General features: G+C 35.8%; 25 protein-coding genes. 20 read left to right on the top strand and 5 right to left on the bottom strand.

The genetic code is table 11. From position 1 onward, the window contains the following. Positions 1 to 40: 40 nt before the first annotated feature. The 12 genes from map (at position 41) to GVN22_RS17090 (ending at position 10978) form a co-directional block, all read left to right on the top strand. A complete protein-coding gene (gene map, locus GVN22_RS17145; RefSeq protein WP_166552236.1) occupies positions 41 to 805 on the top strand; it encodes a type I methionyl aminopeptidase in 765 nt (254 codons plus the stop codon). A gap of 271 nt (positions 806 to 1076) precedes the next feature. Next, positions 1077 to 1826: a hypothetical protein gene (locus GVN22_RS17140; protein ID WP_166552235.1), complete on the top strand. Its 750-nt coding sequence runs from the start codon at positions 1077 to 1079 to the stop codon at positions 1824 to 1826. Between the two features lie 240 nt (positions 1827 to 2066). Further along, a complete protein-coding gene (locus GVN22_RS17135; RefSeq protein ID WP_166552234.1) occupies positions 2067 to 2609 on the top strand; it encodes a YcxB family protein in 543 nt (180 codons plus the stop codon). Between the two features lie 102 nt (positions 2610 to 2711). Beyond that, positions 2712 to 3488, top strand: a complete 777-nt coding sequence (locus tag GVN22_RS17130) for an aminoglycoside 6-adenylyltransferase (protein ID WP_166552233.1) — start codon at positions 2712 to 2714, stop codon at positions 3486 to 3488. A gap of 107 nt (positions 3489 to 3595) precedes the next feature. Beyond that, entirely contained in the window at positions 3596 to 4315 is a 720-nt protein-coding gene (locus tag GVN22_RS17125) for a GNAT family N-acetyltransferase (protein WP_166552232.1), read from the top strand. Between the two features lie 63 nt (positions 4316 to 4378). Continuing rightward, positions 4379 to 4924 (top strand): hypothetical protein, encoded by a 546-nt coding sequence (locus tag GVN22_RS17120; protein WP_166552231.1) that lies wholly within the window; start codon positions 4379 to 4381, stop codon positions 4922 to 4924. A gap of 140 nt (positions 4925 to 5064) precedes the next feature. Then, entirely contained in the window at positions 5065 to 6255 is a 1191-nt protein-coding gene (locus tag GVN22_RS17115; RefSeq protein WP_166552230.1) for a S41 family peptidase, read from the top strand. A gap of 186 nt (positions 6256 to 6441) precedes the next feature. Next, positions 6442 to 6855 (top strand): lipocalin family protein, encoded by a 414-nt coding sequence (locus GVN22_RS17110; RefSeq protein WP_166552229.1) that lies wholly within the window; start codon positions 6442 to 6444, stop codon positions 6853 to 6855. Positions 6856 to 6965: 110 nt separating this feature from the next. Continuing rightward, positions 6966 to 7919 carry a hypothetical protein gene (locus GVN22_RS17105; protein ID WP_166552228.1) on the top strand — a complete coding sequence of 318 codons (954 nt, stop codon included), beginning with the start codon at positions 6966 to 6968 and terminating at the stop codon, positions 7917 to 7919. 60 nt (positions 7920 to 7979) lie between these two features. Then, on the top strand, positions 7980 to 8426 hold the full coding sequence (locus GVN22_RS17100) for a YdeI/OmpD-associated family protein (RefSeq protein WP_370520430.1): 447 nt from the start codon (positions 7980 to 7982) through the stop codon (positions 8424 to 8426). Positions 8427 to 8728: 302 nt separating this feature from the next. Further along, the gene (locus tag GVN22_RS17095) at positions 8729 to 9937 is read left to right on the top strand and encodes an exo-beta-N-acetylmuramidase NamZ domain-containing protein (RefSeq protein WP_166552227.1); all 1209 of its coding nucleotides are present in this window, start codon (positions 8729 to 8731) and stop codon (positions 9935 to 9937) included. Between the two features lie 285 nt (positions 9938 to 10222). Then, on the top strand, positions 10223 to 10978 hold the full coding sequence (locus GVN22_RS17090; RefSeq protein WP_166552226.1) for an alpha/beta family hydrolase: 756 nt from the start codon (positions 10223 to 10225) through the stop codon (positions 10976 to 10978). Here the strand turns inward: GVN22_RS17090 and GVN22_RS17085 are convergent. Further along, entirely contained in the window at positions 10956 to 11816 is an 861-nt protein-coding gene (locus GVN22_RS17085; protein WP_166552225.1) for a ThuA domain-containing protein, read from the bottom strand. The two genes, GVN22_RS17090 and GVN22_RS17085, sit on opposite strands and share 23 nt — an antisense overlap. A 182-nt stretch (positions 11817 to 11998) precedes the next feature. On the opposite strand from GVN22_RS17085, the gene GVN22_RS17080 reads away from it, so the two are divergent. Both GVN22_RS17080 and GVN22_RS17075 read left to right on the top strand, forming a co-directional pair. After that, positions 11999 to 12613, top strand: coding sequence for a DUF3828 domain-containing protein (locus GVN22_RS17080; RefSeq protein WP_166552224.1), 615 nt, complete (start codon positions 11999 to 12001; stop codon positions 12611 to 12613). A 103-nt stretch (positions 12614 to 12716) separates the two neighbouring features. Beyond that, complete coding sequence (locus GVN22_RS17075; RefSeq protein WP_166552223.1) at positions 12717 to 13154, top strand: DUF1801 domain-containing protein; 438 nt, start codon at positions 12717 to 12719, stop codon at positions 13152 to 13154. A gap of 86 nt (positions 13155 to 13240) precedes the next feature. On the opposite strand, the gene GVN22_RS17070 is transcribed toward GVN22_RS17075, so the two are convergent. Beyond that, entirely contained in the window at positions 13241 to 14323 is a 1083-nt protein-coding gene (locus tag GVN22_RS17070; protein ID WP_166552222.1) for an acyltransferase, read from the bottom strand. A 165-nt stretch (positions 14324 to 14488) separates the two neighbouring features. Next, positions 14489 to 15136 carry an NAD(P)-dependent oxidoreductase gene (locus GVN22_RS17065; RefSeq protein WP_166552221.1) on the bottom strand — a complete coding sequence of 216 codons (648 nt, stop codon included), beginning with the start codon at positions 15134 to 15136 and terminating at the stop codon, positions 14489 to 14491. A gap of 289 nt (positions 15137 to 15425) precedes the next feature. On the opposite strand from GVN22_RS17065, the gene GVN22_RS17060 reads away from it, so the two are divergent. Both GVN22_RS17060 and GVN22_RS17055 read left to right on the top strand, forming a co-directional pair. Continuing rightward, on the top strand, positions 15426 to 16259 hold the full coding sequence (locus GVN22_RS17060; protein WP_166552220.1) for an AraC family transcriptional regulator: 834 nt from the start codon (positions 15426 to 15428) through the stop codon (positions 16257 to 16259). Positions 16260 to 16336: 77 nt separating this feature from the next. Continuing rightward, positions 16337 to 16879, top strand: a complete 543-nt coding sequence (locus GVN22_RS17055; RefSeq protein WP_166552219.1) for a cupin domain-containing protein — start codon at positions 16337 to 16339, stop codon at positions 16877 to 16879. Between the two features lie 272 nt (positions 16880 to 17151). Here GVN22_RS17055 and GVN22_RS17050 read toward each other — a convergent pair whose 3' ends face one another. Beyond that, entirely contained in the window at positions 17152 to 17490 is a 339-nt protein-coding gene (locus GVN22_RS17050; protein WP_166552218.1) for a helix-turn-helix domain-containing protein, read from the bottom strand. 116 nt (positions 17491 to 17606) lie between these two features. Here GVN22_RS17050 and GVN22_RS17045 point away from each other — a divergent pair, with 116 nt between their 5' ends. The 3 genes from GVN22_RS17045 (at position 17607) to GVN22_RS17035 (ending at position 19388) form a co-directional block, all read left to right on the top strand. Beyond that, entirely contained in the window at positions 17607 to 17999 is a 393-nt protein-coding gene (locus GVN22_RS17045) for a DoxX family protein (protein WP_166552217.1), read from the top strand. An 84-nt stretch (positions 18000 to 18083) separates the two neighbouring features. After that, positions 18084 to 18725 carry an ankyrin repeat domain-containing protein gene (locus tag GVN22_RS17040; protein WP_166552216.1) on the top strand — a complete coding sequence of 214 codons (642 nt, stop codon included), beginning with the start codon at positions 18084 to 18086 and terminating at the stop codon, positions 18723 to 18725. Positions 18726 to 18932: 207 nt separating this feature from the next. Next, positions 18933 to 19388, top strand: coding sequence for a hypothetical protein (locus GVN22_RS17035; RefSeq protein WP_166552215.1), 456 nt, complete (start codon positions 18933 to 18935; stop codon positions 19386 to 19388). 514 nt (positions 19389 to 19902) lie between these two features. On the opposite strand, the gene GVN22_RS17030 is transcribed toward GVN22_RS17035, so the two are convergent. Continuing rightward, positions 19903 to 20757 (bottom strand): helix-turn-helix domain-containing protein, encoded by an 855-nt coding sequence (locus GVN22_RS17030; RefSeq protein ID WP_370520429.1) that lies wholly within the window; start codon positions 20755 to 20757, stop codon positions 19903 to 19905. Between the two features lie 88 nt (positions 20758 to 20845). Here GVN22_RS17030 and GVN22_RS17025 point away from each other — a divergent pair, with 88 nt between their 5' ends. Continuing rightward, entirely contained in the window at positions 20846 to 22363 is a 1518-nt protein-coding gene (locus GVN22_RS17025; protein WP_166552214.1) for a succinate CoA transferase, read from the top strand. Positions 22364 to 22501: the final 138 nt, after the last annotated feature.

The following is a 22501-nucleotide window of genomic DNA, read 5'->3' as shown; positions in this document are numbered from 1 at the left end:
TCTGACGAGTTTTACCAAATCAAAACAACAAGCAATTAACATGCTCATCAAAAATGAATCAGAATTAGTTGGTATTAAGAAAATTAGTGAAGTGGTTGCCATAACACTCAAAAAAATGTGTGAATATGCCAAAGTTGGTATGTCAACCAAAGAATTAGATGATTTTGGGGCAGAGATTCTAAAATCGTATGGTGCAAAATCGGCACCTTATGCAACGTACAAATTTCCTGGCTGGGCTTGTATTAGTATTGATAAAGAGTTTTGTCACGGAATTCCTTCAAATAAAAGGATTTTGCGAGAAGGCGAGCTCATTAATATAGATGTATCGGCCGAACTTGGTGGATATTACTCTGATAACGGTTGTTCATTTGTGGTAGGGGAGGATATCCATAATCATCAGCCACTTGTGAATGCGTCCAAAGAAATTCTGAAAATAGCTATTGAGCATATCAAAGAAGGGGTAAGAATTGCAGATATTGGCGAAATGATTGAAAAAGAGTCGAAGAAAAGAGGTTATAAAGTAATCAAAAATTTGGCAGGTCATGGCGTTGGAAGAAGATTACATGAGCCTCCTCACGAGATTTTGAATTATAAAAACCGACTTAATTTTGACAAATTTAAGAAAAATTCAGTCGTGGCGATTGAGACTTTTATTTCTACGCACTCTACTATTGCCGAAACGCTTTCAGACGGTTGGACGATGGTAGGAAATAAAGGCGGCTATATGACTCAACACGAACATACGATTGTTGTAACCGACGGCGCTCCGCTCATCCTTACCACAGGGAATGGTGTTTGGGACTGATTTTCCCAGAAAAACTGAAATTATGTTTACGAATCCTCTCACAACCTGGGAGGATTTTTTTTTGTTCAAACTAAGTATTTAAAAATGTAACTAAAAAAATAGTTTCACTAATAGGGGTACAAATTAATTAAAATGTCTTAGTTTTGAAATCAGATAAAACTGATGTTAAAATGAATATTTTTTGAGGTTGGTTTGATTGATAAAAGAGCAAAATTCAAACAAATTTGTATATTCGTTTAGAAAATACAGCAATTATTATCCAAAATTAAGCATGAAAAATATCATTTTTACGCTCTTTTATATCGGTATTACTATTGGAAATGCTTGGGCTGATGAGCCTAGAAATCAAACGGTTATACGGTCAAGAAACGAACAGTTTACCTTTAAATTAAAGAAGAATAATTGGAATATGACTGATTCAAAAGGGAATCTGTTGTATTCAATTCCAGAAAAAGGCTTTGCTGCCATGTCAGTATTTATCACCAATGATGGCAAAAATGTGGTTGTGATGGATGATTTAATTTCGGGAGGAAAAATAACTAAAAAAACAGCATTACGTTTTTTTCATGAAGGCAAACAAGTCATGAGCTACAGTCTTACTGATTTGGTTAAAGATTCTTGTAATATTATTCGCACAGGACAGTATGTTAAATGGACACTTGAAGATTTTGATTTGGCGAAAAATGATTCTACTTTTTCTTTAGCAACCTTTGAATTCAACGAGATAGATTTTAACACTAATACGGGGCAGATTGTAAAAAATGCTAAACCTTTTACCGTAGATCGTAATACTTATATTTTGCGAGGAAAGTTTTATAAATCCTCGTCGTCTGACAAAACTGAGATGCTTGTGAGGAAATATATTTTGGGTGATAAACTTCCTTTTGATACCATCCATTTCAGTACTGATATGTACACCAAAGGAAATTGGGATCAAGTGGTGGTGATTAAAGACGGCATCGACGTCACCCCAATCCGCTTTCGAGGGGAAGTTTTTGGAGATGGATGCCTTATCAATTAATTATGAGTGCTGAGTTATGAATTGTGAATGTAATTTTTTAATTATTTAGTTAGCGAGCAAAATAAGCTTGAATAAAAGAGAATTATCTTGTTTCCCTTTGTAAAAGCTCCTTAGGAGCTGATGAAAAGATTCGGTTCTGTAAAAAAAACTAATAAACAGGCTTATCAATGTTGAATAATTGATAAAGTTAATTTTGCACTAATACCAAAGTAATCAATACACAATAAAATATAATTTACCATGAATATACGTTTTATACTTCAAGAAGAAGATTATCTTCAGCATGAGCTTTTTGTAGCTTCAGAAAACAAATTATTTAAGTTTTCACCCTCTAAAATCTTAGGTGTTTATTTGGCAGTTTCAGCGATTTCTGGGTATTATTTGTACACTCAAAATCACTTGACTGTTGCCTTAATTTCTATTGTGGTGGGTGGCGTTGTAATTATGGCATTACCACGATTGGTTCGTGGGTATTATAAAAATGAGATAACCAAATATGTTCAAAATACATTTGGCAATAGCTCAGGAAAAGAAATAGAATGTGAGTTTTTTATGGATAATATGCTTATGGGTGATGGCGAGCGTGCCGCCACTATTGCATATAATCAAATTGAAAACGTGACTGAAACGAGTGATTATTTTTATGCCAAAATCCAGTCAAGCTCGCATATCATCATTCCTAAAGTTGGAATAGGCAATGCACGTCCTGTAAAGCAACGACTTTTGAATATTTGTGAAGAGTCGAAAATTCCATATTACGAACAATTAGATTGGACTTGGTAAAAATTATAAAACCAATAAATTCTCCAACATCCCAATCACCAGCGCTCCTTTAGCTCCGTGGTTGGGATTTTTGCTTTATATCCCTAAACTACAAACAAAACCATGATACAAACTGATTTTGCTTACCGCGTTAAAAGTATTCTCGAAAAAGATGACCGCATTCTTGGTGTCGCAGTAGGAGGTTCGTGGATAACTCAACAAATAGATGAATTTTCAGATCTTGATTTGGTGATTGTTACCAAAGAAAAAATAGCACCTCACAAGCCCAATATGCTCGCTATTGCCGAATCTTTGGGAGATTTTTTATCTGGATTTACGGGAGAACATGTTGGGGAGCCTCGCTTACTTATTTGTCTCTATGACAATCCTTTGTTGCATGTGGATTTAAAATTTGTAACCCTCGACGAGTTTAAAGTACGGGTAGAAACGCCATTTATTTTACTCGATAAAAATAACGTACTCCAACAAGCTATTCAGGACTCAGAAGCTCAATTCCCTTATCCTGACTACCAGTGGATTGAAGACCGTTTTTGGACTTGGATACATTATGCTTTGCTCAAAATTGGACGTGGAGAGTACCTTGAAGCTTTAGATTTTTTAGGCTTTTTACGAATGGTAGTTTTAGGGCCATTATTGCATATCAAAAATGGTAATTTGCCAAGAGGCGTTCGAAAAGTTGAAATGGAACTAGAGACGCTTGATTATCAAGCTTTGATTAGTACGGTTCCAACTTATCAAAAAGCAGACCTACTAAAAAGTTTGAGAAATGCCGTCGTTTTGTACCAAAAACTAAGAATAGAACTATTTGATCAAACTATTCAACTCAATCCTAAAGTAGAAATGGCAATATTAACATACTTTGATTCATTCGAAGTTTAAAGCTGTATAAAAGCGAAAGGGAATCATTCTTTTGAAAATAAAGTTATCATTATTCCTAGATTTAGGAAAAGATTGTTCCCAAATATTAAACATCCTCTTTAGCTTTTATGAACGATATTATTGTTAAAAATCTATTCGAATATTGGACTTTGGTAGGTAGTTTGAATCAGTCGCTCAGACAAACGCCCTATTTCAAATACAGCCCTATTCAAAACTCTGATTGGCCCAAACGAGTTTTCGAGCTCGAAAACTCTGCCGAAGCCTTGAATGCCATTGTGGAGTTGTTACCAACTGATAATTTTCCTGCAAGAATAGCCACATCGGGTTCTCATGCCATTCAGCATGACGAGCGATTCCTATTTAATTTTCGTCTACAGAATATGGCAATGTCTTTAGAGGATGCTCAGTTTCCTTTTGAAGAAACACCTGAAATTCATCAAGTTGTGGATACAGAGGAGATTTTGGCGTATGCGCATGTGGCTACTGTAGCTTTTAAATACCATTTCAACGCCGATGTATTTGCGAATGCATTGCACCAGTCGGATCAAGTAAAAGCGTTTGTGTATGCTGAAGAAGGGGAGATTTTGGGTTGTGGAACTCTTTTTGTTGACTCCAACAAGGTGGCAGGTTTACATACGATTGGCACACTTCCCGCTGGTAGGAACAAAGGAATAGGACGTAAAATTACAGAACGTTTGTTGACTCAAGCCCAAAACGAAGGATGCTCTATCGCTGTTTTAAATGCCTCAGTTATGGGTGAGCCGATTTATGCAAAATTAGGTTTTCAAACCTATGGAGAATTACAAACTTTTTCAGTAAAAGAATAAAAAAGTTGCCTTGCTTGCAACATTTGAAAAATTACGGAGTCTTTGTCAAAAAAATAGTTCAATATGATAAAGACTCCACTTATTCGCTACTCGTTAGCTATTATTTGCATTTGGGTTTTAAACCTTCAAGACACAATCGCATCAAATTTTCGTTCGAGGCAAGCCTGTCAAACTAGTTTTTCTACTGATACAATTGCCACCTCATCTACCAATCCATTATTAGACTTAGCAGAGGGAGAATCGTTTTCGGTGCTGGTCAATACAAGCAATTGCTTTACTAATTTCAATCGTCTTGTTTTGATTACTAAGGAAAATGGAACTTTAGTATCCAGATATTATATGAATCCATCGATGAGTCCACAGCCATTTATGGCGAGAGCTCCATCTACGATCAATAATGGTGAGCTAATATCTACACATATAATGAATGAGGCTAATATTGATTTTTTCAAGAATTTTTTATCAAGCCTTTCGAGAGCTAAAGATGTAGGATGCTCGACCACCGAAACTTATTATCTGAAATCTCGAGCATATAATCTTCAAAAATTAGATGGGAGTTGTCAGTGGAGTGGTTTCGGACTTCTCATAAAAGAGCTTTTTAACCAATAATTAAACAGATCGTGTCAGAGAAATCTGACACTTTTTTTTGCTATAAATTCTCAACCGCTTTTCCATGAAATTCTACCTTTGGTAAAATGTTCGAATGACAAAAGGGAAGCAAGGACTATTTTAGCCTAAAAAAATCATATATGAAACCTTTTTACTGTCTTATCCTCTTCATCCTTTCTTGTTTTAATACAAACGCTCAAAGTAAATACCAAAAAGATTTTGATACTTTCTGGGATACCATCGACCAACATTATGCTTATTTGCCCCAACAACAAATTGATTGGAATAAGGTAAAAGAGCTATATAAACCCCAAGTTGCGGCAATCAACACTAATCAAGACTTTATTAGACTGTTAGAAAATATGCTGATTGAACTTCATAATGGGCATTCCTCTTTGAATGTTAATCTGAAGTCTTCTAATCGACTTGTACCTTCTGGACAAGATATTTATGTAGAAGAAAAAGCGGGTAAATTTTTGGTTTCGGATATAAAAACAGGAAGTAATGCTGAAAAAGCTGGGCTGAAAATAGGTGCTGAAATTATCAAATTCAATGGCGATTCTGTACGAAAACAATTGGCGGTGTTTCTTCCAAAATTTACTCAGCATTACACTAATGGCATGAAACAGTTTGCCTTGGATATGTTGTTTGCAGGTACGCATGACAAACCAAGAGTGATAGAAACTATTTTTGAAGGACATCCCCAAGTGATTGAATTGGATAAGAAGCCATTTTCTGATAACGCTAAACCCTTGATGGAAGTAAAATTATTGTCTAAAAATAAGGCTTATCTCAAAATCAATAACTGTTTATGGAACAATGACTTAATCAACACATTTGACCAAGCGCTTGATTCTTTAATTTATTTTCCTATTTTAATACTCGACTTGACAGACACGCCTAGCGGAGGCAACTCCACGGTTGCACGAGCTATCATGGGAAGATTTATTGACCATCCTATGCCATATCAACAGCATGAATATGATGAAAAAGACTTCGACACCAAACGCCATTGGATAGAGTATGTGTATCCACGTAAGAAAATTTTTAAAGGAAAACTAGTTGTTATGGTAGGTCATTGGACAGGAAGCATGGGCGAAGGGATGGCGATTGGTTTTGACTCTTTCAAAAAGCCAGTAGTCGTAGGAACTAAAATGGCAGGTTTACTAGGTGCCATTGAGGGCTTTAACTTGAAAGAGACAAATATCAATTTTCAAATTCCTACAGAAAGACTTTACCATGTCAACGGAAAGCCTCGTGAGAACTATGTTCCAAAGGTACTCACATCAAACTCAGTGAGGACTTGGGAGTTTGTATTTAAAGTAAAATAGCAAATTATACGATAAAAAGTCCGTTTAATAAGTTTAATGTTTTTGTGTCATAATTTATATTAATTTTGATGTCTCTAAAAAAAACCTTGACAAATCTGCTTATGTAAAAGCGCTTTTTGAAGGATTAATTGAGAAAATATATTTTACACTTGTAATTTCTATCTAATGTTCAATAAATAAATTTTTATGAAAATCAAATTAATTTTACCAGTTCTTTTTCTTTTGTTCGTTACATCTTGTAAGAAAAACGATGATGCTACTCCTGCAGGTGTTGTTGGCAAATGGTCACTCACCAAACTTCGTAGCAAAGTAACAGGAGCGATGAATATGGATATTACTGTTGCTTTAAGTGCAAGTAGTTATATGCAATTCAATGCAGATGGTACAGGGATTTCATCATCGGCAATGGATGGACAACCTCTAACAACCGAAAAGTTTACTTACAAAGTAAGCGGTACAAAAATTACAATTACTTCTGAAGACAAGACTGAGGTGACAGAAGGAGAATTACAAACGTTGACATCAACGGATTTACTTATTTATTCTAAAGAGTCTGCTGGGGGAACAACCTCTGAAACTTGGTTAACTGGCAAGAAATAAGTTATAATTTTAAAAAATAAAGGGCTTGTATCTAGATGCAAGCCCTTTATTTTTTGTCTATATTTAGCCTCATATGTTGAATAATATTCTCACTATGAAGTCTTTTTGGAATGAAAACCTTATCTAACCTTCGAGTCATTGGGTGTCTGAGTTTGATTTTTCTGAACTTTTCTTGTGCTGTTCAGAAAAATACAACCCTATTGTCTATTGCCAAAGAAAGCTATTGTATTCCTCCCCAGAATACCACTGATTTTAGGTATGGTATTACCACCAATTCAGATTCAGTGCTGAAAGCCAATACTGCCCTCAAACCTAAGTTTTCAGAGGCAAGTATTCTTATCATGAATGCGTTAAGAATTAATGATGAGGTTCATGAAATAGTCAACAAACCCAACAAAAAAAGCCTCGAATCGATGGTTCGTTTAAATACGCTTAAACAACAAATTGATAATCGTGTGTGGATGGCGAATTCTGAAATAGATGCTCTCAGCGCCGAGCTTGATTGCGAAGGTGAGCGGATTGACCAAATTGCCAATTTTGTGGATAATGCCAATTCGAGTAAAACCACCAAGTTTACGGTTGCTTCTATCGTAATTGGTGCCGCATCGAGTATTGCTACCGTGTTAATTTCGAATGAATCACTGAACAATGGCGTAGCGATTGGAGCAGGTGTGTTAGGAGCAAGTCTTGGGTTTGCGACTTTAAATCCAAAGGGAAAAAAGGTCGAAATTAATACTAGTCGAAATTTATTACGTAATGTTTGGCTGAATCAAAACGAGCATGAAATATCGTCATTTGTATGGTATATGCTTACCGAACCAAAGTTTAGTAATTCAGGCAAAACAACCTTATTACAGAACACAAAGGAAAGGTGGTTGATGTACCAATTTGACGAAAACATGATTAACGCTAACAAATCGGTGAATTTTTCAAAAGGGGGTATTTACTTTGCGGATGACCTCCACGCACGAAGCCAGATGATTAATCAGTTTCAGTCAGTAGTACGTTCGATAAAACAAAATGTCAATCTTTTTCTTGCAGAACTTAATACTGCTTTTGATTAAATTTCAGCGATTATGACATCAAAGAGGTTTTCATTTTCGGGAGAACTCAAAATAATTGGAGTGAATCCATATCTAGAAATTCCACAAGAAATATTGGAATCTATTTTTGAACTTGCAAAAAAAGATAAAGGGCCAATTCCCGTTTGTGGAACAGTAAATCAACAGGAGTTTCGACAGACTTTAGTAAAATATGCTGGTGAATGGCGTTTTTATATTAATACTGTGATGTTGAAAAACTCTCCCAAAAGGATAGGAGAAATATTAGAAGTTGAGATTACATTTGATAATGAAAACCGAGAAATAGCTATTCATCCCAATTTACAGCAAGCTTTAAATTCAAATGTTGAAGCCCTGCAAGTGTTTGAAAAACTTACACCATCGGTTCAAAAGGAAATCGTAAGATATATTGCAAACCTAAAATCAGAAGAAAGTAGAGAGAGAAATATCGCTAGAGCCATTCAGTTTTTATTAGGAAATGAAAGATTTATCGGAAGAGATAAACCTTAGAAAGGGATAGTGATTTTTATTTATCTTCGTATGTTTGAAACTAATAATATCTTTGATTTTTATAAGTGATTAATAATTAGAGTCTTGTGTTTTTTGTGTGATTGATTTTATGAAATCCTACTGTTTGAGCCGCAGGCGAGTTTAGGATTTCTTGACTTTCTTTTGTTACTTTTCTTGTGTTAAGACAAGAAAAGTAAGAAGCTGCGAATGGCAATTTAGTTCATTCTAAAATATCAACCTTTTTAAATGTACTTGTTCATAAACCCAATTTCAATTTTTCATTTTACTTCATCCGAAAGCCTATGAAATTTTTACTTTCAGTATTGCTTATGCTTGGTTCGTCGGCATTATTTGCCTCAAACGAGCCAACATCCAAAACACCCAAAACAATAGTAACTGGTGCCGACCAGACAGACCAATATTTCGAGTATCTAAAAGGTAAAAGAATTGGAATTTTGGCAAATCCTACCACGATTATTGGCAAAAAACACTTAGTGGATAGTCTTTTATCTCGTGGTATCAATATCGTAAAAGTATTCGGGCCAGAACATGGATTTAGAGGAAATGCCAGCAATGGGACAAAGGTTTCGGATGAAAAAGACGCTGCCACTGGGATTCAAATTATCTCTTTGTATGGTAAAAAACGTAAGCCTTCAAAAGAAGATTTAGCCGATGTTGACTTGATGATTTATGACATTCAGGATGTAGGCTGCCGTTTTTATACTTATATCAATGTGCTCAGAGATGTCATGGAATCTTGTGCCGAATTTGATAAAGAGCTCCTAATTCTTGATCGTCCAAATCCTAACGGATATTTGGTTGATGGTCCAATTTTGGACATGAAACTAAAATCTGGGATCGGGCAGTTTCCTGTGCCTATAGCGCATGGCATGACGATTGCAGAATTTGCTCAAATGATCAATGGAGAAGGATGGTTGCCTGAGAAAAAAATCTGTAAGCTCAAAATCGTGAAGGTTTTGAATTACAAACATGATATGGAATATGTCTTGCCTGTCAATCCATCACCAAATTTGAATACGCCACAAAGTATTTTGTTATATCCTTCAACATGCTTGTTCGAAGGTACACGTTTGAATCATGGTCGTGGTACTTATTTTGCCTTTACTATTCTGGGTAGCCCTTTGTATAAAGGAGTTTATGATTTTTCGTATACACCAACTAGTATCAAAGGTATGAGCGAATCTCCGCTGTATATGGATGAGCTATGTTATGGAATAGATTTGCGAAAATATGATACCAAAGAATTAAGAAAAACCTGTCAAATCAACCTTAAATGGATCATAGATTTGTACAATAACTATCCCGATAAAGATACGTTTTTTGATAGAAGTATGAGTAAGCAAATTGGAAATATCGACTATTTGATAGGTGTTGCTGATTTTAAAAACCAATTAAAAGAAGGAAAATCGGAAAAAGAAATCAGAGCCTCGTGGGAACCAGGACTAAGCGATTACAAAAAAATGAGAAAGAAGTATTTGTTGTATAAATAAAGTTAGATATGAATCATCCTGAAAGGGAGTGAATGGTGATTTTGAATTTATATTCTATCAGTAGAGATGCAATGATTGCGTCTTGAGCCGAGTCATATCGAACATGGTAATATCAAAAAAGGGGTCGAAAATTGTTTTTCGACCCCTTTTTTAATAAAAACTTAAAGAATAACCCCGATTCTAAAATTCGGGATGACTAATGTGTATTAATTTTGGTATAATCTTTGAGTGGTTTGAATTGATTTTTGCTCAATCTTCATTTATTTTCTTCGAAAATACACTTCAATGGCGAATCATCACTCCAAACCGCCCCTTATCCTATTGCTAGGTCGAGATGACTGGCAAAAAGATATAAATCTGAATTATATGCTAGTGCATTATATACAGAAAAAAGGAATAGCTATTGCTTGGGAAGACCCAATTGGAGGACCAATTTGGTGGCTTAGACATACGTTAAGTCATTTTTTTCAACTCTCAGAATTTTGGGATAAACTTATGGTTCGTGTTTTGCAAATACTGTATGCGGGTGTCAACTGGCGCTATGCTCAGCACCTCTTGCGACAATTCAGTGATGAGCAACGCCATACGGTAAATGGTCGTTGTCAACGGGTGGCGAGTCGAATAAGAGAGCTCAGTAAGAATTATAAGGTATATGTAATTTCGAGGTCCTCGGGCGGGCGAGTGGCTTCGTTAATAGCAGATAGTGTTACCTTAAAACATATCATTTGTTTGGGATACCCCTTTCAGAATCCTGAGAATGGGATAGAACCTGAGCGATACACACACCTACCAGAGGTAAGTACGCCATTTTTGATAATTCAAGGAAGAAATGACGTATATGGTGGTTGTGAAATTTTGAGAAAATATACATTTAACTCGAATACTTCTATATTTTTGATGGATACTGATCACGGTTTTAATATGGAAAAACATCAATGGCAGATTTTATTCAATAAAATGGAAGAAGTTTTACCAAAAGATCAGGTCAAAACCTCGCTTAGTTTTGACCTGATCTCTACTACTTCATTTGTGTCCAGCTAATTGCATTCTCGATAAGTTTAACGAAGTTTTCATTTTTCCAAGCTACCTCATTATGTCCCAGTGAGGTGTAAAATGTTTTCCCTTTTCCAATACTTTTACACCATGCTAACGGATGGTCTTTTCCCATACCAAAATTTTTGTCGGAAGCCAATATGGGCATTGAACCGTTAGTGTCAATTTTATCTCCATCCATAAAATAGATGATATTAAAGCCTTTAGCACGAGGATTTTCAAAGAACACATACCATTCATCTGCATGCTTCCAGCTAGTTGGTAATCCATTACTCACAGTACTATCTGCTTTACTATCTTTTTGAATTTCAGCTGTTTGGAACTGTTGTGCAAGGGCATGATGCGAAAATTTGGCACCCAATAAATTTTGCTCATACCAATCCCAGTGGTGTGAGTCGTCGCCAGCACCATGAATTCCAATCAAGCCACCGCCATTTTCGACGTATTGTTCTAAGGCTCTTTTTTGTTCATCATTAATTACTTCACCAGTCGAATTGTCGAAAATTACGGTACTAAATTTTGCGAGTTGCTCAGGATTAAAAACACCGCCCTCCTCAGTTTCATACATAAACCAGTGATTTTTTTGAGCTAATTGCTTCAGGACTAACTTAGAAGCATCTATGGACGCCGAATGTCTAAAACCAGTGGTTTTCGAAAAGACTAATACTGCTTTTTGATTATTGGGAAAATCAATAGTAGGTTTGTCGGTTTCGTATGATACAGGAAAGCCATTTTTGACTTTATAAATAAAAAGTCCCATCGCTGTTCCAAGTAAAATAACAATCGTGAGTAATGTCCAACCGATTATTTTGAAAGCTTTTTTCATGGTGAAATTTTCTTAGTTAAATGTTTTGTTTAAGTAAATATAGGTATTATTATTTTATTGTCCCTGTTTGGGACAATAAAATGAATCAAATATCTCGACAAAAATGTTTTTATTTCATTTGTTAGCCCTTAAATTACCATCCATTTTTCTTGTACATACAACTAAATGATAAACATAAGCTCATGAAAACTTCAACGTTTTTTTTGTCTGTGCTTCTTGCATGTTTTGCTATCTCGATTTATGCTCAAGTAACTCCACAAAAAAGTGCTAATACCAACACATCTTTAGACCAAAAGGCGATTAAAGACCTACTTGTGAAAGCCTATAAATGGCAAGAATCAAATACTTCGCAGGTAGATTTTGAGCCTATAAGTGACAAAAAGGAAGAGCATTTTATAGGGTTAGACCACAAAATTCACCAGAAAAGAATGGCATCATTGCAAAATACGGGCTACTTCTCCACAGAATTTCTTCAAAATTATGATGCAATAGCAAAAGGAATCGACACTCAACTGAAATCGAAAAAAGAAGAATGGATGGTCGGAGATATGTCTCCTTTTGGTGAAGATGCAAATCCTTGGTGTCGTTGTCAGGATTACCCTAGCGATAATCCATGGGATAAAATCGTCTTGAAGAAAACGGATATAGCTCCAACGACTGCCACAGTATGGTGGACTTGGGGAGACAAGACTTTTTCAAAAGGATTTGTCTATAAAGTACGATTAATAAAAGAGAATGGTAAGTGGAAAATTAGTTATTTACAAGGATTTGACAAAGATGTATTCTTGAAAAAGTAGTCTGTAGACCTATTAGATTTAGAAGAAAATATTTTTCAATTACTATGTAAATTATTGTATATTAATGCTTTATTTCACAGTTGCTGTTTAAACCTCTTTAAAAATGGCAAAAAATAAAACCCAAGAAACCGAAAAAAGTGTTTACCAATTTCTGGATGAATTTGTGGATACTGAAACTAAAAGAGAAGAAAGTAAAATACTCATCAATTTGATGTCGGAAGTATCAGGTTTCGAGGCAAAAATGTGGGGGCCAAGCATCATTGGTTTTGGTACCTACCATTATATATACGATAGTGGGCGAGAAGGCGATGCACCAATCATTGCATTTTCACCAAGAAAAGCTGCCTTTTCTATGTATGTTTTTCGTGGCAATAAAGAGGAGTCTACTCTATTGCCACGATTAGGAAAATACAAAATGGAAAAGGGTTGTATTTATGTGAAAAAAATCGCTGATATTGATTTAAGCATATTATCCGAAATTTTGAAAAATACAATCAGATTAACCTTAGAACAATACCCTCCTCAAACAGATCTAACTTAAAGTGATGAGTTTTAGCTTTGCCTTTGAATCCAAATATTACTTTTGAGGGCAATCACAACTCATCACTCACAATCCTACATTAATCTTTACCTTCCATATTTCTGCAATAAATAGGTTCGGATAGGTTTATCTACATACTTCATGACGATATACGCGAACAGTATCAATGCCAACGTTGAGAAAATGACCACTAGGACAATCTCGCTGGTATTGGGTTTTGTTTTTGTTAAATATTCCGCAAAAAACCAGTTTGTCCAATAGTGACACATATAGAGAGGGTAGGAGATTTCACCTGATAACTTTGCAACCTTTTGAGTAGCCTTGTAGTTAATAGTTCCAGCGCCAAGTGATACTAATAAGGGCGAATAGAATAGAACAACCAATAATTCAGAAACCCAATATTTCCCAACATACGGCATCATCATCATGCACAATAGCATAATACTGAGACCAATAAATCCAATTTTATTTTGAATAATCCACTGCTTTCTTTGTATTAAAATACCTATTATAAACGAATAACCAAGGCGAGCTAAGCCATCCCAAAAGGTAGTTCCTCCCCAGCCACCTGTTAGTGTGCCTTTGGAATAAGCTGTGTAGGCGATAAATAGCGTAGCAAAAAATAGCAATATTTTTAATGCCTTAACGGACAATTTATGCAAAATAGTCGCATAAAGTATATTGGCGATATATTCCCAAAAAAGTGACCAAGAAGGCGCATTTAATCCAAATAAATTCAGTAGTCTGTCAGCCATAGTGGGCATTGGAATAAGCAATAATGATGAGACAGAAAGCAGAATAATTTGTGTAACAGAATACTTGCTTGTATCAAAAGATGTGGGTGCCCAAAACCAGAAAATGATTCCTAATAGCGAGCCAATCACAACTAATGGGTGAAGACGGATAAGGCGTAATTTAAAAAATTGCCCTAGACTCATTTGTTGGATTCTGTCATCATAGGCATAACTAATAACAAAGCCAGAAAGACAGAAAAAGAAATCTACGGCTAGAAAGCCGTGTCCAATAAAGTTTTTGCTAGAGTCAGGAAATAGCCATTCTGAAAAGTGAAAAACTACGACTCCTATCGCGGCAATTCCTCGAAGCCCGTCGAGAACTTCAAAATGATTTTTGGCACTTAGCGGTGTACTAGTTGTGGTTTGTGCGATCATTGATTTATAGAAAAATTGAAATGTTAACACAAGAACGTACAGATAGTAGGCTTCTTTGTGGGGATTTGTAGGTGTTTGAAACGATTTGAAAAAGAATTGAATTGAATTGACAAGGATTGTCCTATAATTCTAAAATTATAGGAAACAATCCTTGTCAATAAATTACTAAACTTGATTAAATACAAATGGTGCTTGTCTTGAGAATTCTTTAGAGAAAAGCTGTGTTACAACAAATTTTGCCAAGCTTTTCGCACTAATTTTATTTCCTGTACAATCCTTCAAATCTGTATGGACAAGTACATTTTCCTCTGTTAATTCAATCAAAGGAAGACGAATCAGTGTCCAGTCTACCGTCGCGTTGACTAGTAAATCATATTCAATTTGTTTGTTGGCAGTTGAGATTGGGAAATTTTGTTTCATCCACTGAGTGCCAAATTGTGTTTGCTCACTTTTTTGATCGCTCGGCGTATCAACATTTAGTCCTGTCGTTACGATATATCTCAGAATCCCTTCTTGTTGCATAGCACTTAAAATATGCTGTGTCGATTGAGCAAAAATCGTGGGTTCGCTAGGTGGAGTACCCATGCCCAACATACTCACCACGTGAGTACATCCTTTCAGTAAACGATTAATGGCGTCTATATCGGTCACATCACCTAACACGATTTCTGCCCCAGCAGGAATTTGACCCACTTTTTGTGGATTTCGTACTAATACTTTTACTTGAAAATGATTAGAAAAAAGTTCTTGGAGAAGATAAGAGCCTGATTTGCCTGTTCCGCCGATAACAGCGATTTTATAAGAAGATGTCATGATTTTTCTGATTTTATATACAACAAAAAACTGTCACAACATGAAGTATGTTGCAAGGAGAAGAACCAAGTCGTGCAAAGTTCGATTGTTGGTATGTAAATCAGCGTTTAATAGGTCAAAATTATCATTTTCTTGCTGAAATACTGTATATTAGGTATAAGAATCTGACCGTTTTATTGATAATTATTAAATAAAACGATTTTGAGAAAGATTGAATAGGTTGGTGACAGAAGCAAAAAAATGATTTTTGAATATATTCTCATCGAAATCCTTATGCACAATTAAGACTATGGTTTTGCTAGAATTTCCTCCATCGCCCATTTTGAAGGAATTTGTCCGCACTTTCCGCATTGTAGATTTTGTTTTTTCAGCAAATCAAGCTATTCCCTACAAACCTTATCCTCCCAAACCTGAACACTGTTTGAGTTTCTATCCTCGAGATACCGAAACGGTAAAGTATGCTGTTTCTGGTAAGACCGAATCAAAACTTAAGTCTGTGGTATTTGGTCAGCAAACAGAAGTTACACATCGCTATGTTGGTCAAGATTTTTTGGTTTTTCAGGTTGTTTTTCGCCCTGGAGCATTGTATCGTCTAACAGGAATACCGTCTTTCGAACTCAATAACTCCTACATTGACGCTGAGGCTATTTTTCCCTTTTGTATCAAAGAAGTCAATTTACGGTTACAGGAGGTACAGAATTATACCAATATGATAACGATTGTAGAATCGTTTCTGATGGGTTTGTTAACCAAGAAAGTTAAGCCAAGTCATGGTTTGGATATGATTACCAATCATATATTAAATCAATCGACCGTAGTAGATATTGACTGGCTAGCGCATGAATCATGCTTGAGTACTCGTCAATTTGAACGTAAATTCTTGGAAAGAATGGGCGTTTCTGCCAAATATTATAATTCGTTGATTCGGTTTGAAAATGCGTTTCGTATGAAAAATAAATACCCACAATTAGATTGGCTCACAATTGCTATTCAATGCGGGTACTATGATTACCAACACTTATCAAAGACCTACCAAAAGTTGACTTTAAAGTCGCCAACAGAATTTCATTTGATGGACTTAAATTCACCTGAAAGAAGCTTTGGACAAGCAGATACTTACTAAGAAAAATGTCGTTTTTTTACCACTAGATTGCATTTTCAGCCTTGCAAATTTGTGTTATAACTTTTACCCCAACAACTATGCAACGCAGAAATTTTCTTTCAACAGCAGCAGTATTTGGCACTACTTTGACGCAAGTAAGTGCCGAAACGAAGCTAGCGCCAATAGCGCCATTTGTGATTCGTTCTGGCGAGAGCCGTTTTCAGGAAAGCACTCAAGTTGGGCTTAGTCCTAATAATATCAAGGTCTCATCGAAAGATACTAGTGGGCAGCTTACTGTATTTGAGTACATTGGAAGAGAAAAAGGTGGACCTCCTCTACATATTCACCCCAATCAGGATGAAATATTTTTTATTGTAGAAGGAGAATATCTTTTTCAGGTAGGAAAGGAGCAATATAGATTAAAAGCAGGAGATACAATATTTTTGCCGAGGAATATTCCTCATGCTTTTGCGCAAACTTCTTCAGCAGGAAAGCTATTTTTTATGTTTCAACCCTCTGGAAAAATGGAAGACTTTTTTCGTGCTTTAGGTGCGCTTAAAACCCAACCAACTCCAGAAGAAGGAGCACGGATATTCGCTGCACACGATATGCAGGTGGTAGGACCACCATTACAGTTTTGATTTTTTGTAGAAAAACAACAGTCGTCCTGAATTTTTAGGATTGGGATTATTCTCTAAGTTTTTATCAAAAAAGCGGTCGAAAAATATTTTTCGACCGCTTTTTTGATGCTACTATGCTAGATATAACTTGGCTTGAGACGCAATCATTGCGTCTCTACTGCTAGAATACAAATTTTTACATAATCACTCATTTGCTCAATCTCTAAATCGCTAAATTCGGGATGACTCATGTTTGATACGTAAACACAGGATAATACATCTTTATATATGATTTACTTTTCCATAATCACCTTTCTATGTTCAATACCCCATAGATGTAACTCTTCAACTACCCTTTGTAGCGACTGCCCGTGTGGCGTAATAGAATACTCCACCGTCGGTGGATAGGTATCAACGGCAGTTCTAGTAATTAAAGTATTCGTTTCAAGACTTTTGAGCTCGTTGGACAATACTTTATCTGAAATACCCTTCACTTCTTGGGCAATTTGATTAAACCTTTTAGGTTCAGCACCTAAGGCAAACAGAATTAACAACTTCCATTTGCCTTGTAAGGTTTCTAAGGTATCCTTAATAGAAAGTATATTTTTAGGACAATCAATGCCGTTTATCATCGTCTTTGAGTTTATGATTCGTTTTACTTTCTTCGAGGTAAGTGCTTACCTCGAAGAAAGTATCCCTGTGTTGTAAAAGTTAAGTGGGTAGTTTTGGCAAAAATAAATTTACAACCATGACAACACACAAACAAAATTCTAGGTTCAAAACATTATCCGCTTGGGTACTGCAATTTCTTTTGGCATTGTGCCTTACTTATGGAGGCATCATGAAATTAATAACTCCGATTGACCAACTAGCTTTGATGTGGCCATGGGTTGCGCAAGTGCCTAATCTTGTAGTTTGGGGAACAGCCCTATTAGATTTACTTGGAGCAGTAGGTATCATACTGCCGAGTCTTCTGAACATAAAACCTTATTTTAGTCGATGGGCTGCCTATGGTATACTTGGGTTGATGCTTTCTGCAATTGTATTTCATCTGGTGCGTGGTGAGACTGAGGTTCTGGGTTTTAACATCTTTATGATTGTGTTAACTTTAACATTACTCCGACTTTGGAGGGCAGATTAGTGTCTGTTAAATCTTCTTTGACTGACCCAATTTCGTAACAAAAACTAGTAAATTTGATATTCTTAACCTTTAATCATTTTTACTATGTTACAATCAATCTTAAAAACTGGCGATACTATATTACTCCATTCCACGCTCGCATCAAATCCTGAGTTGGCAAATAGTGGAGTTCCACTAGATGACAAAACCCCTGCTTTGGCACATCCCTTGCACCGAATTGCTGATTGGGTATTTACGAAGGATATTTCTGAAGAAAAAGGAATCGAGCTAGCTAGTATTTTACTTGATTTTGGCGCAAATATTGACGGTCAAGATTTGAAAATTCTTCAAGATACACCCCTAATTGCTGCGGCTAGTCTTTACGCTAATCAACTTGGGAAGTATTATCTTAGCAAAGGGGCTAATTTACACCATCAAGGATGTTTTGGCGGAACTGCCTTACACTGGGCAGCTTGGTGTGGTGGTGTTGAATTGCTGGAAGTATTGTTACAAAAAGATCTTGATTTGAATCAAAAATGTATTGAGTTTACCTCAACGCCATTATTTTGGGCTGTTCATGGGACTTATCAGGATAAAAATATCGCAAGAAGTGCTCATTTGAAAAGTATTGAATTGTTGATAAAGGCTGGTGCGGATAAAAATATTCCTAACATTGAGGGTTATACCATCTTTGATTTGGCAGAAGGTGATGCAGAGGTTTTGAGAATACTAAATCATCAGAATTAAACTAACAATTAAGGTGATTTTGATACTGATGATAATTATTTAAGTGTTTGATTTTAAGTATTTTATTGCTTGGTTTTTTGTGCTAAATAGGTTACGACTCTATTTCGGTAAAGCAATTGGCTTGAAAAAAATAATACGTGTTTCCAGAACTTATCCGTTATATTTGAAAAGATGTCTTGAACCCAAATAGGTATAAACGTATAAGAAATGAAAAAGATTACCGTGAGTGCCGCCGTTATGATGAGCCTATTAACCGTAGGTATATCACAACACTCAGTGGCGAAAATTGTAGAAACACAAAAAAACACTGTAGGTGATGAACCGTCTATGGCTTTTCTGAGAAAACTTCAAGGAAAGTACCCTTTTGATGTAAAATTATTTAACTCACAAAGTTTAACAACTCGTCTTAAAAAATTATTGGGAAATCGTTACCAATTTATGGTAAGCACTTGGGCTGTCGAGGTTCCTATTGAAGTAAAAAACAATCTCTTTGTAGCAAATGGTTGTGAGCAACATAACTGTGGAGCTACCAATTTTATTATTGTGTATGACTTTACTAAAAATAACCTTTCAGCAGGCATTCGCGAAGGAGACAAAGTGAATACTTACTCGGAAGATGGAAGTAATTCTCCAAGAGTAATGCAATGGGTTAATAATTATTAACCATGAAAAACATCAAAAGCCTCAGATTTCTCTGAGGCTTTTTTACAAAGTAAGGCTATAAAGTTAAAGTTTTATGTGTTAGACTTAAAATAAAATCCATTATTCATTTTAAAATCCTTTTCGAAAGAAGGAAATTATACTATCCTAAAAAACACCATTTGATGATTTGTTTTCGTATGGAAAACAAAAAGAGGGTAGATAAATATAATTGGGTGTTAGTTAGTTAAGGTAAAAGAAGCTTTTCAGATATTAATTGAAGTCCACATTCTTCTACAACTGAAAGTTATTACCATAAAAAATAAAATCAAAATTTTTGAGGAAAAATTTATATCACATGATTTGGTGATATTGGATGCAAATTAGTGATAATTGATGTTTTTTTTATTTAAGATAAGTAAAATCATTGACAAAAGTTAATCGTATTGCGGTATAATGTAATTTTTTATAAAAATAATTACATTTTTGAATTTTAAGGAATGTTTCTATTTATCGTTTATTTGAAGTTGAACTTCGTTTATTTTAATATGGTAGTCTGTATTTTTAAATATTCTGACGGGCGACAGCCAATGAGATTGCAAAAAGTGTTACTAAATGTAGGTATGCTACTATAGCCTACACTAATCGCAACCTCGCTTACGGGTAATTTTTCTTCCAGCAATAGTTGTAAAGATTTCAAAATTCTTAATATCGTATAATATTGAATAAAAGTCATGCCTAATTCTGCATGAAATAACCTTGCTAAACTTCGTTGACTAAACCCAAACTTATCACATAGCTCAGGAAATGCAATAGGGTTATGTAAATTACTTGCCATAAACGCTAATATTTTTTCGAGCCTTTGGTTATTTGAAAAAGGTAAAGCTAACGGTAAATTCATCGTACTGATTTGTGGCAAAATAGCACGTATAGCCTCTGCTATGATATAATCTTCTTGCGAACTTGTCAAAATATCTCCATGCCAGCGATTCGAAAACAAGAGTAATTGGAGTAATAAATCATTGACCGCATAAATACCTATTTGTTGGAAAAAATCTATTCCCTGATTTTTGATGGGAAAATACAGATTACGCATCATGATTTCAGGTGAACTCGCATGAATACTATGTGGTACTTCGGGTGGAATCCACATATAATGTCTAGCTGGCAAAAAATAGGTTTTGTCAGGTACCGAAATATGTACGACACCACCTTCAGTATATAGCAATTGTGCCTTTTTATGTTGATGTAGCTGAATGTCGTTTTCGCCCATAGCGTCGTGAAAACAATAGATAGAGTCTTCCACCTTATCAACTTCAGTAAGGTAATATCGTTGCGGAGTCATTTTGGCAAAAATTGATAAATAGTTGGCTTTTGTAGATATTTCTACCACAAAGATACTCGCTAATTTTGTCTTACCATATTTCAAGAAACAAAACAAACGCACAAGAAACTCTAACTATTTTTCGGAGGAACAAATCATGAATTCAGAGAGAATCCAAATTCCTACTTTGCTTGCCAAAGTAAAAACCGCACAAGAAGCTGCTGCTTTAATAGAAGATGGCATGGTTGTAGGCTCTAGTGGCTTCACACGTGCAGGCGATAGTAAGGCCGTTTTGCAAGCATTAGCCGAACGTGCCCAATCTAATCCGCTGAAGATAACCTTGCTAACGGGAGCCTCTCTGGGTCATGATACCGATGGATTATTGGCAGAATCACACGCACTATATAAGCGTATGCCCTTTCAATCTGATAACGGCTTAAGAAGTCATATCAACGATGGGGAGGTACTTTTTATAGACCAACACTTGGGAGAAACAGCGGAATTATTGCAAGCCGAAAATATTCATCCTATCGATTTGGCGGTGATTGAAGTTGCCATGATTAGAGCCGATGGACAATTGATTCCAACTACTTCGGTTGGTAATTCAGCAACTTTTGTCCAACAAGCCAAACAGTTGATTATTGAGGTCAATATGGCTGTGCCAACGAGTATCGCTGGGATTCATGATATTCATATCCCCGAACGTTATCCTTTTCGTAAACCTATATTGATTGAAAAAGTCGATGACCGTATAGGGAGTATCGGTATCGAATTTGATCCTGCTAAGGTGGTGGCGGTTGTCTTTACAAACTTGTCGGATAGCGCAGCTACAATCGCTCCACCTGAAGCAAAAACAGATGCTATTGCGGCACATTTGATTGAATTTTTTGAAAAAGAAGTACATAAAGGTAAACTTTCCTACCATTTGTTGCCGCTACAAGCGGGTATTGGTAAGGTGGCGAATGCCATTTTACAAGGTTTTGTCAATAGTCCCTTCGAGGGTCTTACGATGTATTCAGAGGTATTACAGGATAGTACTTTTGAGCTAATCGATGCAGGAAAAATGGATTTTGCTTCAGCGTCTTCTATTACGGTTTCGAAGGAATGGTATCAAAAGCTTTTTATCAATTTTGAACGATATAAAGACAAAATCCTACTTCGACCTCAGAATATTAGTAATTCAGCGGAGGTGATACGCCGATTGGGCGTTATTGCGATCAATACTGCCATCGAGTTTGATATCTACGGAAATGTAAACTCAACGCATATTTACGGTACCAAAATGATGAACGGAATCGGTGGTTCAGGTGATTTTGCCAGAAATGCCTATTTAAGCATTTTTGTGTGCCAAGCTGCTTCCAAAAATGACACAATCTCACATGTAGTACCTATGGTAGCCCATGTAGATCATACTGAGCACGATGTTGATATTTTGGTAACTGATTTTGGACTAGCAGATTTACGAGGTTTAGCTCCACGCGAACGAGCCAAAGTTATTATCGAAAACTGTGCACACTCCGATTACCGAGAAGCTTTGTTGGATTATTATACCAGAGCTTTGGAGAAAGGAGGACAAACGCCTCATTTACTTGGCGAGGCACTTAGTTGGCACGAAAGATTACAGAAAACGGGTAGAATGACCACTGAATTAGAAAGAGTAGCATCAATCCAGTAAAAGATAGTGGTTTAGATTACTTGTTAATTGGGACAATGAGTATGAGGATGGTACAAAATTGTGGTACTCATATCCCATGCCATGAGGGTAAAATAGTTTTGCACCTGTTTTTAAGAATGATATTAGTTAAAATTTATT

The organism is Cellulophaga sp. BC115SP, assembly GCF_009905545.1.
Lineage (GTDB): Bacteria > Bacteroidota > Bacteroidia > Cytophagales > Spirosomataceae > Flectobacillus > Flectobacillus rivi.
This window is presented reverse-complemented; position numbering and strand designations above follow the sequence as displayed.

What these genes read in the sequence shown, in the direction of transcription:
- GVN22_RS17140 (WP_166552235.1), top strand. Translation starts at nt 1,077, where the DNA reads ATGAAAAATATCATTTTTACGCTCTTTTATATCGGTATTACTATTGGA.
- GVN22_RS17090 (WP_166552226.1), top strand. Translation starts at nt 10,223, where the DNA reads ATGGCGAATCATCACTCCAAACCGCCCCTTATCCTATTGCTAGGTCGA.
- GVN22_RS17095 (WP_166552227.1), top strand. Translation starts at nt 8,729, where the DNA reads ATGAAATTTTTACTTTCAGTATTGCTTATGCTTGGTTCGTCGGCATTA.
- GVN22_RS17050 (WP_166552218.1), bottom strand. Translation starts at nt 17,490, where the DNA reads ATGATAAACGGCATTGATTGTCCTAAAAATATACTTTCTATTAAGGAT.
- GVN22_RS17055 (WP_166552219.1), top strand. Translation starts at nt 16,337, where the DNA reads ATGCAACGCAGAAATTTTCTTTCAACAGCAGCAGTATTTGGCACTACT.
- GVN22_RS17070 (WP_166552222.1), bottom strand. Translation starts at nt 14,323, where the DNA reads ATGATCGCACAAACCACAACTAGTACACCGCTAAGTGCCAAAAATCAT.
- GVN22_RS17135 (WP_166552234.1), top strand. Translation starts at nt 2,067, where the DNA reads ATGAATATACGTTTTATACTTCAAGAAGAAGATTATCTTCAGCATGAG.
- GVN22_RS17065 (WP_166552221.1), bottom strand. Translation starts at nt 15,136, where the DNA reads ATGACATCTTCTTATAAAATCGCTGTTATCGGCGGAACAGGCAAATCA.
- GVN22_RS17035 (WP_166552215.1), top strand. Translation starts at nt 18,933, where the DNA reads ATGAAAAAGATTACCGTGAGTGCCGCCGTTATGATGAGCCTATTAACC.
- GVN22_RS17040 (WP_166552216.1), top strand. Translation starts at nt 18,084, where the DNA reads ATGTTACAATCAATCTTAAAAACTGGCGATACTATATTACTCCATTCC.
- GVN22_RS17120 (WP_166552231.1), top strand. Translation starts at nt 4,379, where the DNA reads ATGATAAAGACTCCACTTATTCGCTACTCGTTAGCTATTATTTGCATT.
- GVN22_RS17085 (WP_166552225.1), bottom strand. Translation starts at nt 11,816, where the DNA reads ATGAAAAAAGCTTTCAAAATAATCGGTTGGACATTACTCACGATTGTT.
- GVN22_RS17130 (WP_166552233.1), top strand. Translation starts at nt 2,712, where the DNA reads ATGATACAAACTGATTTTGCTTACCGCGTTAAAAGTATTCTCGAAAAA.
- GVN22_RS17115 (WP_166552230.1), top strand. Translation starts at nt 5,065, where the DNA reads ATGAAACCTTTTTACTGTCTTATCCTCTTCATCCTTTCTTGTTTTAAT.
- GVN22_RS17105 (WP_166552228.1), top strand. Translation starts at nt 6,966, where the DNA reads ATGAAAACCTTATCTAACCTTCGAGTCATTGGGTGTCTGAGTTTGATT.
- GVN22_RS17060 (WP_166552220.1), top strand. Translation starts at nt 15,426, where the DNA reads ATGGTTTTGCTAGAATTTCCTCCATCGCCCATTTTGAAGGAATTTGTC.
- GVN22_RS17110 (WP_166552229.1), top strand. Translation starts at nt 6,442, where the DNA reads ATGAAAATCAAATTAATTTTACCAGTTCTTTTTCTTTTGTTCGTTACA.
- GVN22_RS17045 (WP_166552217.1), top strand. Translation starts at nt 17,607, where the DNA reads ATGACAACACACAAACAAAATTCTAGGTTCAAAACATTATCCGCTTGG.
- map (WP_166552236.1), top strand. Translation starts at nt 41, where the DNA reads ATGCTCATCAAAAATGAATCAGAATTAGTTGGTATTAAGAAAATTAGT.
- GVN22_RS17080 (WP_166552224.1), top strand. Translation starts at nt 11,999, where the DNA reads ATGAAAACTTCAACGTTTTTTTTGTCTGTGCTTCTTGCATGTTTTGCT.
- GVN22_RS17125 (WP_166552232.1), top strand. Translation starts at nt 3,596, where the DNA reads ATGAACGATATTATTGTTAAAAATCTATTCGAATATTGGACTTTGGTA.
- GVN22_RS17075 (WP_166552223.1), top strand. Translation starts at nt 12,717, where the DNA reads ATGGCAAAAAATAAAACCCAAGAAACCGAAAAAAGTGTTTACCAATTT.
- GVN22_RS17025 (WP_166552214.1), top strand. Translation starts at nt 20,846, where the DNA reads ATGAATTCAGAGAGAATCCAAATTCCTACTTTGCTTGCCAAAGTAAAA.